General features: G+C 59.4%; 14 protein-coding genes. 6 read left to right on the forward strand and 8 right to left on the reverse strand.

From position 1 onward, the window contains the following. The first annotated feature begins 47 nt into the window (after positions 1 to 47). The 3 genes from PYW49_RS00640 to PYW49_RS00650 all read left to right on the forward strand — a co-directional run bounded on the left by PYW49_RS00640 (position 48) and on the right by PYW49_RS00650 (position 3677). Positions 48 to 599, forward strand: coding sequence for an NAD(P)H nitroreductase (locus tag PYW49_RS00640; protein ID WP_320385336.1), 552 nt, complete (start codon positions 48 to 50; stop codon positions 597 to 599). Positions 600 to 715: 116 nt separating this feature from the next. After that, a complete protein-coding gene (selD, locus tag PYW49_RS00645) occupies positions 716 to 1759 on the forward strand; it encodes a selenide, water dikinase SelD (protein WP_134349927.1) in 1044 nt (347 codons plus the stop codon). 4 nt (positions 1760 to 1763) lie between these two features. Continuing rightward, complete coding sequence (locus PYW49_RS00650; RefSeq protein WP_320385337.1) at positions 1764 to 3677, forward strand: DNA topoisomerase III; 1914 nt, start codon at positions 1764 to 1766, stop codon at positions 3675 to 3677. Positions 3678 to 3784: 107 nt separating this feature from the next. Here PYW49_RS00650 and gdhA read toward each other — a convergent pair whose 3' ends face one another. Beyond that, entirely contained in the window at positions 3785 to 5128 is a 1344-nt protein-coding gene (gene gdhA, locus PYW49_RS00655) for an NADP-specific glutamate dehydrogenase (RefSeq protein WP_134349929.1), read from the reverse strand. Between the two features lie 227 nt (positions 5129 to 5355). Between gdhA and PYW49_RS00660 the strand changes: the two genes are divergently transcribed. After that, positions 5356 to 5634: a YnjH family protein gene (locus PYW49_RS00660; protein ID WP_134349930.1), complete on the forward strand. Its 279-nt coding sequence runs from the start codon at positions 5356 to 5358 to the stop codon at positions 5632 to 5634. Here the strand turns inward: PYW49_RS00660 and PYW49_RS00665 are convergent. Continuing rightward, the gene (locus tag PYW49_RS00665) at positions 5594 to 6010 is read right to left on the reverse strand and encodes a pyrimidine (deoxy)nucleoside triphosphate diphosphatase (protein ID WP_320385338.1); all 417 of its coding nucleotides are present in this window, start codon (positions 6008 to 6010) and stop codon (positions 5594 to 5596) included. The genes PYW49_RS00660 and PYW49_RS00665 overlap by 41 nt on opposite strands. A gap of 75 nt (positions 6011 to 6085) precedes the next feature. Here PYW49_RS00665 and PYW49_RS00670 point away from each other — a divergent pair, with 75 nt between their 5' ends. Further along, entirely contained in the window at positions 6086 to 6655 is a 570-nt protein-coding gene (locus PYW49_RS00670; protein WP_134349932.1) for a carboxymuconolactone decarboxylase family protein, read from the forward strand. Continuing rightward, positions 6648 to 7265, forward strand: a complete 618-nt coding sequence (locus PYW49_RS00675) for a CDP-alcohol phosphatidyltransferase family protein (RefSeq protein ID WP_134349933.1) — start codon at positions 6648 to 6650, stop codon at positions 7263 to 7265. The genes PYW49_RS00670 and PYW49_RS00675 overlap by 8 nt, the downstream gene beginning before the upstream one ends. Here the strand turns inward: PYW49_RS00675 and PYW49_RS00680 are convergent. The 6 genes from PYW49_RS00680 to xthA form a co-directional block, all read right to left on the reverse strand. Continuing rightward, entirely contained in the window at positions 7262 to 8569 is a 1308-nt protein-coding gene (locus PYW49_RS00680; protein ID WP_320385339.1) for a sulfurtransferase, read from the reverse strand. The genes PYW49_RS00675 and PYW49_RS00680 overlap by 4 nt on opposite strands. Before the next feature lie 73 nt (positions 8570 to 8642). Continuing rightward, entirely contained in the window at positions 8643 to 9263 is a 621-nt protein-coding gene (locus PYW49_RS00685) for an ATP-binding cassette domain-containing protein (protein ID WP_320385340.1), read from the reverse strand. Further along, positions 9263 to 10792, reverse strand: a complete 1530-nt coding sequence (locus tag PYW49_RS00690) for an ABC transporter permease family protein (RefSeq protein WP_320385341.1) — start codon at positions 10790 to 10792, stop codon at positions 9263 to 9265. The genes PYW49_RS00685 and PYW49_RS00690 overlap by 1 nt, the downstream gene beginning before the upstream one ends. Further along, positions 10765 to 11925 carry an ABC transporter substrate-binding protein gene (locus tag PYW49_RS00695; protein ID WP_407057599.1) on the reverse strand — a complete coding sequence of 387 codons (1161 nt, stop codon included), beginning with the start codon at positions 11923 to 11925 and terminating at the stop codon, positions 10765 to 10767. The genes PYW49_RS00690 and PYW49_RS00695 overlap by 28 nt, the downstream gene beginning before the upstream one ends. A 15-nt stretch (positions 11926 to 11940) precedes the next feature. Then, entirely contained in the window at positions 11941 to 12624 is a 684-nt protein-coding gene (locus PYW49_RS00700; RefSeq protein ID WP_134349938.1) for a TVP38/TMEM64 family protein, read from the reverse strand. 6 nt (positions 12625 to 12630) lie between these two features. Further along, positions 12631 to 13437 (reverse strand): exodeoxyribonuclease III, encoded by an 807-nt coding sequence (gene xthA, locus PYW49_RS00705; protein WP_320385343.1) that lies wholly within the window; start codon positions 13435 to 13437, stop codon positions 12631 to 12633. Between the last annotated feature and the right edge of the window lie 291 nt (positions 13438 to 13728).

The following is a 13728-nucleotide window of genomic DNA, read 5'->3' on the forward strand; positions in this document are numbered from 1 at the left end:
GCCGTCGTGTTAATTTTGTGAGTAAATTTCAAGAAAGGAGTTAACCAATGGACGCACTCGAACTGCTTGTTAACCGCCGTAGCGCTTCCCGTCTGGCCGAACCTGCCCCGGCAGGCGAGCAGATGGAGAACATTCTGCGTGCCGGTATGCGTGCCCCCGATCATGGCACACTGCAGCCGTGGCACTTCTTTGTGATTGAAGGCGAAGGGCGCGATCGTTTCAGCCAGCTGCTGGAGCAGGGCGCGGTTGCCGCATGGCAGGATGAGAAGGGGATCGACAAGGCGCGTAATGCCCCGTTCCGCGCCCCGATGATCGTCGCTGTCGTGGCAAAATGCCAGGCTGACCATAAAGTGCCCGTCTGGGAACAGGAAATGTCTGCAGGCTGTGCAGTGATGGCGATGCAAATGGCCGCCGTTGCACAAGGATTTAACGGTATCTGGCGCACCGGTCCGTTGACCGAAAGCCCGGTAGTCCGTGACGGTTTTGGCTGCGGTGAGCATGACAAAATTGTCGGTTTCCTCTATCTCGGTACCCCACAGCTTAAAGCCTCCAGCACCATCAGCGTGCCGGACACGACGCCTTTCGTCAGCCGTTTCTGATAACGCACGCTAAACTGTCTGGATTCTGAGCATCTGCCGCAGAATTCAGACAGTCATACTTACCTCTTTATGGAATGAGCGCTACCATAGCGCGATTGAGATGACAGGAGACGTCCATGAGCGAGCAAACCATTCGTTTAACGCAATACAGCCACGGAGCCGGTTGCGGTTGTAAAATTTCCCCGAAAGTGCTGGAGACCATCCTGCACAGTGAACAGGCGAAGTTTGTCGACCCGAACCTGCTTGTCGGCAATGAAACGCGCGACGATGCTGCAGTTTATGACTTAGGTAACGGCACCAGTATTATCAGTACCACTGACTTCTTTATGCCGATTGTCGACAACCCGTTCGATTTCGGGCGCATTGCGGCCACCAACGCCATCAGCGATATCTTCGCCATGGGCGGCAAACCGATTATGGCCATCGCCATTCTGGGCTGGCCAATCAACACCCTTGCGCCGGAAATTGCCCGCGAGGTGATTGATGGCGGTCGTTTTGCCTGCCAGCAGGCGGGAATTGCGCTGGCCGGTGGTCACTCGATTGATGCGCCGGAGCCTATCTTCGGCCTGGCCGTCACGGGCGTGGTCCCTACCGAACGCGTGAAGCGCAACAGCACCGCGCAGGCGGGCTGCAAGCTGTTCCTCACCAAGCCGCTGGGTATTGGCGTGCTGACCACCGCCGAGAAAAAATCCCTGCTGAAACCGGAACACAAAGGTCTGGCGACAGAAGTTATGTGCCAGATGAACCTCGCAGGTGCAGCATTCGCCAATATCGACGGCGTGAAGGCGATGACCGACGTAACCGGTTTTGGTCTGCTGGGGCATCTCTCCGAAGTGTGTCAGGGCGCGGGCGTGCAGGCGAAGGTCTGGTATCAGGACGTGCCGAAGCTGCCGGGCGTGGAAGAGTACATTGCTCAGGGTGCAGTCCCGGGCGGTACCCAGCGCAACTTCGCCAGCTACGGCCATCTGATGGGCGAAATGCCGGAAGAATGGCGCAACCTGCTGTGCGATCCGCAAACCTCCGGCGGCCTGCTGCTGGCGGTCACGCCGGAATCTGAAGCCGAGGTTCAGGCGACAGCCGCCGAGTTTGGCATTACCCTGACGGCGATCGGCGAGCTGGTCACCGCGCGCGGTGGCCGACCGATGATTGAGATCCGTTAATTCGATGCGGTTGTTTATTGCCGAAAAGCCGAGTCTGGCCCGAGCCATTGCCGACGTGCTGCCTAAACCGCATCGCAAGGGCGATGGCTTTATCGAATGCGGTAACGGGCAGGTGGTCACCTGGTGTATTGGTCACCTGCTTGAGCAGGCGCAGCCGGATGTCTATGACAGCCGCTACGCCCGCTGGAATTTGAACGATCTACCCATCGTGCCTGAAAAATGGCGCCTGCAGCCCCGGCCTTCGGTCACCAAACAGCTGAACGTGATCAAGCGCTTCCTGCATGAAGCCGCTGAAATCGTGCACGCGGGTGACCCGGACAGGGAAGGACAGCTGCTGGTGGATGAAGTGCTGGACTATCTTGAACTGGCGCCGGAAAAGCGCCAGCAGGTACAGCGCTGCCTCATCAACGACCTCAACCCGCAGGCGGTCGAGCGTGCGATCTCGCGTCTTCGTTCCAACAGCGAGTTTATCCCGCTGTGCGTCTCCGCGCTGGCGCGCGCGCGCGCGGACTGGCTGTACGGTATCAACATGACCCGCGCCTACACCATCCTCGGGCGTAACGCGGGCTATCAGGGCGTACTCTCCGTGGGTCGCGTGCAGACGCCGGTGCTGGGGCTGGTCGTGCGTCGTGACGAAGAGATTGAGAACTTCGTCGCCAAAGATTTCTTTGAAGTGAAAGCGCATATCGTCACCCCGAAAGACGAGCGCTTTACCGCCGTCTGGCAGCCGAGCGACGCCTGTGAATCGTATCAGGATGAAGAGGGGCGCCTGCTGCACCGTCCGCTGGCGGAGCATGTGGTTAACCGCATTACCGGCCAGCCGGCAATCGTCACCAGCTATAACGATAAACGGGAATCAGAACCCGCGCCGCTGCCGTTCTCGCTGTCTGCGCTGCAGATTGAGGCCGCCAAAAAGTTTGGCTTGAGCGCGCAAAACGTGCTGGATATCTGCCAGAAGCTCTACGAAACCCATAAGCTCATCACCTACCCGCGTTCGGATAGCCGCTATCTTCCGGAAGAGCACTTTGCCGGACGCCATTCGGTGATGAACGCCATTAGCGTCCACGCGCCGGATCTGCTCCCGCAGCCGGCGGTAAACCCGGACACCCATAACCGCTGCTGGGATGATAAAAAGGTGGATGCCCACCACGCGATTATCCCGACGGCCCGCGCCAGCAACGTCAACCTGACGGATAACGAAGCGAAGGTCTATAACCTGGTTGCGCGTCAGTATCTGATGCAGTTCTGCCCGGACGCGGTATTCCGTAAGTGCGTGATCGAACTGGAGATCGCCAAAGGGAAATTTGTCGCCAAAGCGCGTTTCCTGGCAGAAGCGGGGTGGCGTACGCTGCTGGGTAACAAAGAACGTGACGAAGAGAACGACGGCACGCCGCTGCCGGTCGTTGCTAAAGACGATGAACTGCTGTGCGAGAAGGGCGAAGTGGTTGAGCGTCAGACCCAGCCTCCGCGCCATTTCACTGATGCGACGCTGCTTTCAGCGATGACCGGAATCGCCCGGTTCGTGCAGGATAAAGATCTGAAGAAGATCCTGCGCGCCACCGATGGTCTGGGTACGGAAGCAACCCGCGCGGGGATCATTGAGCTGCTCTTTAAGCGTGGCTTCCTGGAGAAAAAGGGACGCTACATCCATTCAACGGAACCGGGCCGCGCGCTAATCCACTCTCTGCCGGAGCTGGCCGCCAGGCCGGACATGACCGCACACTGGGAGTCGGTACTGACGCAGATCAGCGAAAAGCAGTGCCGCTATCAGGACTTTATGCAGCCGCTGGTGGGGACGCTGTACCAGCTGATCGATCAGGCGCGCAGCACGCCGGTGAAGCGGTTCAGAGGGATGGTGGCACCGGGCGGCGGTGCGAAGAAGCCGTTTAAAAAGAAAAAGAGCGCGGCAGCCTCTTAAACGTAAGGCGAAGCCGCCACCCGGCGAAAAGCAGCGCTGCGGCCTGAAAAAAAACCCGGTGGCGGCTACGCCTTACCGGGCCTACAGGGCGAGAACGCAGCAAAAGTTTAAAGCACGCCCTGCCCAATCATCGCATCCGCCACCTTCACGAACCCGGCGATATTCGCCCCGCGCACGTAGTTGGTTTGCGATGCCTCGCCGCCATACTCCACGCAGGCGTGGTGGATATCCAGCATGATATGGTGCAGGCGTGCATCCACTTTCTCCGCCTTCCAGCCGAGACGCGCGGCGTTTTGCGCCATCTCCAGGCCGGAGGTCGCCACGCCGCCCGCGTTTGCGGCCTTGCCCGGCGCAAACAGCACGCCCGCTTCCAGGAACAGATTGGTCGCTTCGATGGTGGTCGGCATATTCGCCCCTTCGGCCACCGCCTTCACGCCGTTGGTAATCAGGGTACGCGCGGCGTCCACATCCAGTTCGTTCTGCGTTGCGCACGGCAGGGCGATATCTACCGGTACGCTCCACGGCTGTTTGCCTTCCAGATACGTCAGACCCAACTCCGCGGCATAGTCTGCGAGACGGCCATCGCGGCTGGCTTTAATTTCGCACAGGCGTGCCAGTTTCTCCGCCGTGAAGCCGGCTTCATCCACCACTGTGCCTCTGGAGTCTGACGCCGTCACCACGCGGGCGCCAAACTGCATCGCTTTTTCGATAGCGTATTGCGCCACGTTGCCGGAGCCGGACACCGCCACGCGCATGCCTTCAAAGCCTAAACCGTGGCGCTTGAGCATGGCCTCGGTGAAATAGACCAGGCCGTACCCCGTGGCTTCGGGGCGGATCAGGCTCCCACCAAACGACAGCCCCTTGCCGGTAAAGACGCAGGCGCTGTTATTGGAGAGCTTTTTCATCATCCCGGCCATAAAGCCCACTTCACGTCCGCCCACGCCGATATCACCGGCAGGAACGTCGGTATCCGGGCCCAGGTGGCGATAGAGTTCGGTCATCAGCGCCTGGCAGAAGCGCATGACTTCGCCTTCGCTTTTGCCTTTGGGATCGAAATCACTTCCGCCTTTACCGCCGCCCATCGGCAGAGTGGTCAGCGCATTTTTAAACGTCTGCTCGAAGCCGAGGAATTTCAAAATCGACAGGTTCACGGAAGGGTGGAAGCGCATCCCACCCTTAAACGGGCCGATGGCGGAGTTAAACTGCACGCGCCACGCGCGGTTAACCTGAACCTGATTACGATCGTCCACCCAGGTCACACGGAACTGGATCACGCGCTCTGGCTCGACCAGGCGTTCAAGCAGAGACATCTGACGATAACGCGGGTTTTGTTCAAGGAAGGGCCACAGGGTGGTCATCACTTCACGAACGGCCTGGGCAAACTCGCTTTGGTGCGGGTCGCGCTGCTGAACATGGGCAAGGAAACTTTCCAGAGTGCGTGTCTGATCCATAGATATAAGAACCTCTTATAATAATGTTTGTATATGACGTAGGCGATTTGTGTTGTTTTTTTGACTATACCACCCGTACCGCTTTGTGAAGCAAGCAGAAATTTATGCCGAAAGGGAAATTAATGACCCGGGCTGAGTCATAACCAAAAGCGATGGCGCGTTAAATTAAAGGTTCTGCGCGATTTACCGTTATAGTCATTATCAGGACAAAACAGGAAGGTAAGTCTATGAACCGTTACGTGATGGCCACGTTAGCTTTAATGTTGACCGCAGGCGCTCAGGCTGACCGCATTCGCCCGGATGTGGAAGTGAATATACCGCCGGAGGTTTTTAGCTCCAGCGGCCAGAATCAAACGGTGCAGCCCTGCAATCAGTGCTGCATCTATCAGAATCAGAACTACTCGGAAGGGGCCGTGGTGAAAGCGGACGGTGTCCTGTTGCAGTGCCAGCGAGATGAACGCACCATCAGTACGAACCCGCTGGTCTGGCGTCGCGTAAAACAATAAACGCTTCCAGTAGCGGAATATCCGCTGGGGCTAAGGCGTAGCCAAACGCCTCTTCAGGCGTACACCACACCAGCGCGCTGTGGTAGTGCGCCGCGAGCTCGCCGCTAAAAGCAGGAACGTGCCAGGCATGAAGGTTGATTACCCGCTGCGAGACTTCCCGCTGGTGGCTCGCCACGTACTGCCCCGGCCTGGCCTGAATGCCGAGTTCTTCCCACAGTTCGCGAACAAGCGCCTCGGGCTGCGTCTCTCCGGCTTCCACTTTTCCACCTGCGAATTCCCACATCCCGGGCTGGTCAGCGTGGGCAGGGCGCTGCGCCAGTAAAATTTTGTCGTCTTTTTCGATGATGGCCGCAACGACATCAATTGTTTTTAGCATGGGCGTCAATACTTGATAACGTAAAACACCATATTATCGTGCCCTTTGTCAGAGTCCAGCCATCAGGAGAATCCGGTGAAAGAGACGTCCACCTGGGTCGAGCCCATCCCAACCCTTCCGGCGAGTTTAAAACCGATTGCCGCCATGCAGAAAAAACATTTTGGCGCCGTGCTTAACCCCACGCGCTGGTGGGGGCGCATGCCGCGTCTTTTCTGGCTGGTGGCGCTGTTTGTCGGATTTCTGGAGCGTCGTCACGCGCGCCTGACGCCCGTGCTGCGTTCGCTGCTCATGACGCGGGTGTCGCAACTCTGTCACTGCGCATTCTGTGTTGATGCCAACAGCCTGCGGCTGGCCGAGCGCTGCGGTGCGCTGGATAAAGTCCAGGCCGTGGGGAACTGGCATGATTCAGCTTTATTCACTGAGCAAGAGCGCGCGGCGCTGGCCTACGCCGAGGCGGTGACCGCCACGCCTCCTCGGGCGGATGAGGCAATCAGAACGGCGCTGAAACGCCACTTTACGGATGATGCCATTACCGAGATGACGGCGCTCATTGCGTTTCAGAATCTCTCTGCCCGCTTTAATGCCGCCCTGGACATTCCGGCTCAGGGGCTGTGCGCCACGTTTAACGAGACTCCCCATGCTTGATCGCCACCTGCACCCGCGCATAAAACCGGCCCTGAATCGTCTGGTGTCCCTGCTGGATAAGCCGGGCATCACGCCCGACGGATTAACCCTGTCCGGGTTTGCCATCGGCGTGCTGACGCTGCCGTTTCTGGCTCTTGGCTGGTATCCGGCCGCGCTTGCCGCCATCGTGCTCAACCGTTTACTGGATGGTCTGGACGGTGCACTGGCGCGCCGGAGAGGGCTGACGGATGCGGGGGGATTTCTCGATATCGCGCTCGATTTTTTATTCTACGCCCTGGTACCGTTTGGCTTTGCGCTGGCTGCTCCCGCAGAGAATTCACTGGCCGCCGCCTGGCTGCTGTTTGCGTTTATCGGCACCGGCAGCAGTTTTCTGGCCTTTGCGGCGCTGGCCGCGAAGCACGACATCGACAACCCCGGTTATGCACACAAATCGTTTTATTACATCGGTGGGTTAACGGAAGGGACAGAGACCATCGCACTGTTTGTGCTGTGCTGCCTTTTCCCGGCACACTTTGCGCTGTTTGCGTGGGTATTCGGCGCGCTGTGCTGGCTGACCACCACAACGCGCATCTGGAGCGGTTATGTGACGCTGAAGTCCCTCAACCCTTAGAGAGCACTCTCTGGCCCGCGCTCGCCGGTGCTGACCGGGTTCTGCGGGTGACTGCTCCATTCGTACCAGCCGCCGTCATAGACGGCGACATTCTTCCAGCCCATCGCCCGGGCGTACATAAAGGTTTCTGACGCCCGCCACCCGGTGCCGCAGTAAAACGCGACGTGCTGTTCCGGTCGAATATTCCAGCGCTTCCACTGGGCGGCGATATCGTCAGCGCTGCGCATGGTGCCATCCGGGTTATGGAAATCCTCCATGTGGGTGGCATCACTACCTGCGTGACCCCAGCGGGCACCGGCAATTTCACCTTTTGGCTTGATGTAGCTGTAGCCGCTGGTTTCGCCGATGAATTCCGGCCACGAGCGAATGCTGACCAGGGAGGCATCCTGGCGGTGCAGCATCCCGCGCGCCTGCTCCATATCGACCATCAGTTGCGGCTGGCCGGGGATCGGCGCGCCAAAATCAGGGGCCGGTGTGACTTTCGCGGGCGTACCGCGCTCAACCGGCGGGCCTGCGTCCGACCACGCCTTCCAGCCGCCATCGAGAATACGGACATCCTTCACGCCTGCATACAGCATAATCTGCGCCACGCGCGCGGCGGCGTAAACGTCGCGGCCATACAAGATGACGGTAGTGTCGTGACGGATCCCGTGCTTCGCCAGCATCGCTTTTAGCTTGTCGTCGGAGACTTTATTCCACAGCGGCTCGCTTTCCACCTCGTTGGTGTCGATGTAGCCCGCGCCGGGAATGTGATTCAGCAGGTAAAACTTCGGTGCGCCCCAGGCGGCCTCAATCACTTTCCAGTCACCCGCCGGCGCGGCGGTCACGGGTTTACCCTGCTGGAGGCGGTGGATCCACTGCGGGTAGACGAGCTGTTCAAAATGAGGCATGCGCTGAAGGCGGTCAGGCGTCTGCAGGGCATCGCTGAGAAGCGAAACATGGCGGTATCCGGCCTTCTCCAGGCGCGCTTTCACCGCCTGGTTATCGCTCTCGTCACCGTACAGCGCAATGGCTGTCGCAGGCGTAAGCTGATGCTGTTTGGCCCAGAGCGCAATCTGCTCGTCGCTCATCGCGTCCAGCCAGGCCGCTGCCAGGTTGAGTGCGGCGGGTTCATGTCCGGAGGGGCCGCTGAGCGTTTGCGGCCAGCCGTTATAGAACGCGCTGGCGCGGGTGTCGACAGGCGTGCCGTGCTGTGCCTGAAGCTGAGACAGCGTCATCGCGTTGGGCATATCAGCCGCCAGAGAGGAAAAAGAGGCGAGGCCGCAGAGCAGGGCCAGCGCGGTCAGTTGAGAAACACGTTTCATCGAATAACCTGACGTCAATAAAAGAGGGGGGCATTGTCGTCTCTCCCGAAACGGAAAACATTGCGTTAGCACATTATTGCCAGCGAGAAATCTCAATCCGCTCGCCGTCGGGCGGAATATCGTCCTCATCGTGCGTGACCAGCACCACCGGGATATCGCGTGCGCGGACGGCGTCAAATACCCATGCCCGAAATGACGCCCGTAACGCTTTATCGAGGCGGCTGAACGGTTCATCCAGCAGCAGCACCTGCGGCTCAGCGAGCAGGGCGCGCAGCAGGCTAACCCGGGCGCGCTCCCCGCCGGAGAGGGTGGCCGGATCGCTGGCGTAATGGTCGCCAAGCCCGGCGGAATCCAGCGCCTGCTCGACCGCTTCCCGACGCGCGTGTCCGACGATCCGCTCAGGCAACGCCAGCAGCAAATTTTGCCCGACGCTGAAAGGGTCAAACAGCAGCGCGTCCTGAAAGAGAATGCCCAGCCCGCGAGATTCCACGGGAAGGCCGTCGCAGCGACGCGAATCGAGCCACAGTTCGCCCCGCGCATGAAAATCGTCCGACAGTGCGCCGACCATCCAGGCAAAAAGGGTCGATTTCCCGCTGCCGGAGGGGCCCATCAGGGTGACAATCTCTCCGCGGGGCACGCAAAAATTGACCTCGCGGAAAAGCGGTTCGATGGTGAGATCTTTTACCTTCAGCATTAACGTAATCCTTGTCGGTAGCGGCCCGCGAGCCGTGATAGCAGTGCGGCAAGGCCAAACACTGCCCCCGTGACCAGCAGTAACCCCAACGCCCGGTTAGCCAGAACCGGGATGCTGCCCCCGCTGCTGAGCGCGACGGTCTCGGTGGTCAGCGTGGCGAAACGCCCCGCGCCCAGCCACAGAGTCGGCATGTATTGCGCCATGCTGACTGAAAAACCGATGGCAAAGGCCAGCAGCGCAGGGCGCAACAGCAGAGGGCATTTCAGCAGGCAGAAGATTTTTGCCCGTCGCCAGCCGAGCGTTCTGGCGGTAAGGATAAGCCGGGGATCGATCCGGCGCCAGGCGGGCTGCAGCACCAGCAGCATCCACGGTAATACCCACAGCAGATGGCTCCAGAGCACGGCGGCATAGTGCCCGTCGAGTCCCAGGCGCAACGCAATCGCGTACTGGCCGGTGACGAGCGGCAGTGCCGGAAGGGCAAGCGGTAACCACACCCACGCCGCGCCGCGATGTGGCCCCCATTCCAGCCAGAGAAAACTGATGACCAGGGCAATCAGGCTCGACAGCAGACCGAAGGAAAGGCTGGTACCCACGGGCCCGATATCGTCCCGCTGCGCCAGCATGAGCAGAACCGCAGCGCACAGTATGCCGCATGCGGGCAGAAAGCCGCTTAATGCACGTTCAGGCAGAACGCGCTGAGACCTGCGGCGTGTTCCGGTGAGGTCAGGAACCCTGCGGCGCCAGATTTTCCAAAGGCCGTACCCCAGGGCGGCAAGGGCGGCCAGCAGCAGAAGGAGAAGCAGGCACAGCAGCGTCCCTTTTGCCTGCTGCTGCGCGTCGCCCTGGCTCAGCCACTGCCAGGCCAGCACGGCCAGGGTTGGCGGGTTTCCGGGGCCGAGAACGATCGCCACATCCACCACCGACAGCGACCACGCCAGTACCGCCAGCATCACCGCCCCGAGGACCGGGGCGATCGTCGGTAGGATCAGCCAGTTAAGTATCTGAAACCGTCCGTAACCGAAGGTCTGCAGGACGATCTTTTGCTGCGCGAGCCGTTTTTCCGGCAGCACGGCGTAAATGGCCCACAGCACAAACGCGCTCTCTTTGACGGCAAGTGTCACCCCCAGTCCGGTGCCGTAGCGGTCAAATGGAGCCGTACAGACGGTACAGACCTGATAAAACAAACCGCCCTCGGCAAACAGCAGTAACGCGCTGGTGGCGAACGCCACGTGCGGGATCGCCAACAGCCACGGCAGGCGCGTGGTGAGGCGTCGCCAGCGTTTGCCGGGCCAGAAAAGGCTGACGAGGATAAGGGCAATCAGCAAGGCACCCAGCGTGGCAATGAGCGCTGATACCAGCGTGGCGACGGTTGCCTGAGGCAGCTGCGGGTCGTTGAGCAGCAGCTGCCAGTTTGTCACAGAAAACGCCGGTGCTAACAGCATTGCACCGGCGGGCAGGAGCGGCAGATAGATAACCGCCATCGCCAGCCAGACAAGCCCGCTTAGCGGGTGCCGTAACGACGCAGCCATTCCTGCTCCAGCGCGTTTACCCAGGCGGACTGCGGCTCTGCAAGCACCTTCGGCAGGCCCTGTGGCGTGTGGGCCAGCAGCTGTTTCGCTTCACCTTCTGGCAATGCGTTTGCATCCAGCACGCTCGGATCTCCCCAGACGGCCGGGTCAGCTTTGCGGATTTGCGCCTGCGGTGAAAGCAGGAAATTGGCGACCACCTTTGCCCCTGCGCTCGCGCTGGCATTGGCCGGAATCGCCACAAAATGGACGTTGCCAATCGTTCCGCCGTGGAAACCAAAGCTATAGCTGTCTGAGGGCAGTTCGCCGCGGGCGACTTTTTGCTGCGCATGCGCCGGGTTGAAGGTCAGCGACAGATTCAGACTACCGCTGGCAAGCAAGTTATCCATGCGTGCAGGTGACGGGGGAAAGTCTTTGCCTTCTCGCCACAGCAGCGGGTGGAGTTTGTCGAGGTAATCCCAGAGCGGCGCCGTCACCTGGGCAAAGCTGTTATCGGGTGCCTTTTGCAGCGCCTGTGGGTGAGCGGTGAGCGTCAGTAGCAGCTGCTCAAGAAATGCCGTGCCGGTAAAATCAGGTGGGCGAGGATAGCTGACCTTGCCCGGGTGCTGCTGCGCGTAGGCCAGCAGCGCCTGAGGATCCTCCGGCGGCGTCGGCATGCTGGATTGACGGCCGATAAAGGTCAGCTGTGCGCTGCCCCACGGCGATTCCGCGCCGTCGGTTGGAATGGCAAAATCTTCCGTCACGGGTTTGCGGGTATCGACATAGCGCCAGTTTGGCAACCTCTGTGCCCACCCGGTCTGCAGCAGGTTAGCCTCTTTTAACGTGCGGAAGTTTTCCCCGTTAACCCACAGCAGGTCGACTGAGCCGTTCGTATTACGCCCTGCTGTGGCTTCCGTCTGGATCCGTTTTACCGCATCGCCAGCGTCCGCCAGCGGGACGATTTTGAGGGTAATGGCGTAGTGTGTTTGCATCTCACCGCTGACCCACTCCAGATAGCGGTTGACCGCCGGATCGCCGCCCCAGGCGTTAAACCAGACGGTCTGGCCTTTGGCCTGTTGTTGGATAGCGTGCCAGCTGTCGGCGGCACAGAGAGGGGCGGTCAGCAGCAGACCAGTCAGAAACGCGCAAAAACGCACACGGCGCATAATGCCTCACTTTTTGAACGAAGAGGTGAAACGGGAAAACAGCCATCGGCTAGCTAGCGGTAATAACCCCAATAGTGTAAAGGCGAATAGCATGCCCGGCGACAAAATATCGCGGAGCGATGACACGTTTCCCAGCTCGCGCCCGGCGTTCAGAAAGATAACCGTGGCCGGCAGCATGGCGACCTGGCTAACCCACCAGTAGCGACAGACTCCAATGCGGGTCAGACCCATCAGCAAATTCACCAGAAAAAACGGGAACAGCGGCATCAGGCGCAGGGCAAAAAGATAGCCCGCGCCGTCATGCGCTATGCCGGCATTCACCGTTTTCATCTGCTGAGCAAAGCGGCGCTGGACCCAGTCCCGCAGCAGATAACGGCTGGCGAGCATCGCAAGCGTGGCCCCGAGCGTCGAGGCAAACGAGACCAGCACGGTGCCTTCCCACAGGCTAAACAGCGCACCGCCCAGCAGGGTCAGGATTGCCGCGCCGGGTATCGACAGGGCGGAGACCAGCACATAGAGCGCAAAAAAGATCAGCGCGCTTCGTAGCGGTTCGTGGTCAACATGGGAGAGTAACGCCTGTTGGTGAGTTTTAATCCCTTCCAGGGAGAGTGTGCCCGGGGGAAGCACGACAAACGTCAGAACAAATGCGCCCAGAAGGGCGCACAGGAATGCGATTTTTCGACTGTTCACGCGTCATTACAGCTTGAATTTAGCCCACACCGGCGCGTGGTCAGACGGTTTTTCCATGCTGCGGATATCGTAGTCGATCCCGGTTTCAATGCAGCGCTCCGCCAGCGGTGAACTGGCCAGCAGGAGATCGATACGCAGGCCACGGTTATCGTCAAAGCCTTTTGAGCGGTAGTCAAACCACGAGAAGCGGTCCTGCGTTTCCGGGTTGGCATTGCGGAACGTATCCACCAGGCCCCAGCCAAGCAGGCGCTCCATCCACTCACGCTCTTCCGGCAGGAAGGAGCATTTGCCGGTACGTAACCAGCGCTTGCGGTTCTCTTCGCCAATACCGATATCCAGATCCGTCGGGCTAATATTCATGTCGCCCATGATCAGCACCGGATTCTCTTTTTTGAGTTCGGCTGTCAGGTAGTCCTGCAGATCCTGATAAAACTTCGCTTTGGCCGGGAATTTTGTCTCGTGATCGCGGCTCTCACCCTGTGGGAAATAGCCGTTAATGACCGTGATATTTCCAAGCGCAGAAGGCACTTCCGCCATGATGATGCGACGCTGCGCCTCTTCACCGTCGCCGGGGAAGCCGCGACGCACGGAAACCGGCGGCGCTTTGGTGAGCAGCGCGACGCCATAGTGTCCTTTCTGACCGTGATAAAAGACGTTGTAACCAAGTTTCGCCACCACTTCGAGGGGGAACATGTCGTCGTGAACCTTGGTCTCCTGCAGGCCGATCACATCTGGCTGATGTTGCTCAACGATAGCTTCAAGCTGATGAGGGCGGGCACGCAGGCCGTTGATATTAAAAGAGACAAATTTCATAGTCGCTGCCAGTGCAAGGTGAATAGTGCAAGGATGGTAGCAGAATTTGCGACAACTGTTACGGGGATCCACCAATAACTGCGACAGATAATGCCAGTGGTGCAATATTTGCACCATTCTGACGCGCTTCGCCCCCAAACAGGGCGTAAATGACCGATAAATTTCGCGAGCGATCACAATTCCAGAATTATATTTGGCTCGTGCATACTCTTTCTGATTTTCATGCGGCAAAGCGCCGCTTGTCGTAAAAATATTCACTTTTTATGCACTAACAGTGAATAACTCCATATT

It is taken from the genome of Enterobacter chinensis (genome assembly GCF_034008295.1).
In the GTDB taxonomy this organism is placed as follows: Bacteria; Pseudomonadota; Gammaproteobacteria; order Enterobacterales; family Enterobacteriaceae; genus Enterobacter; species Enterobacter chinensis.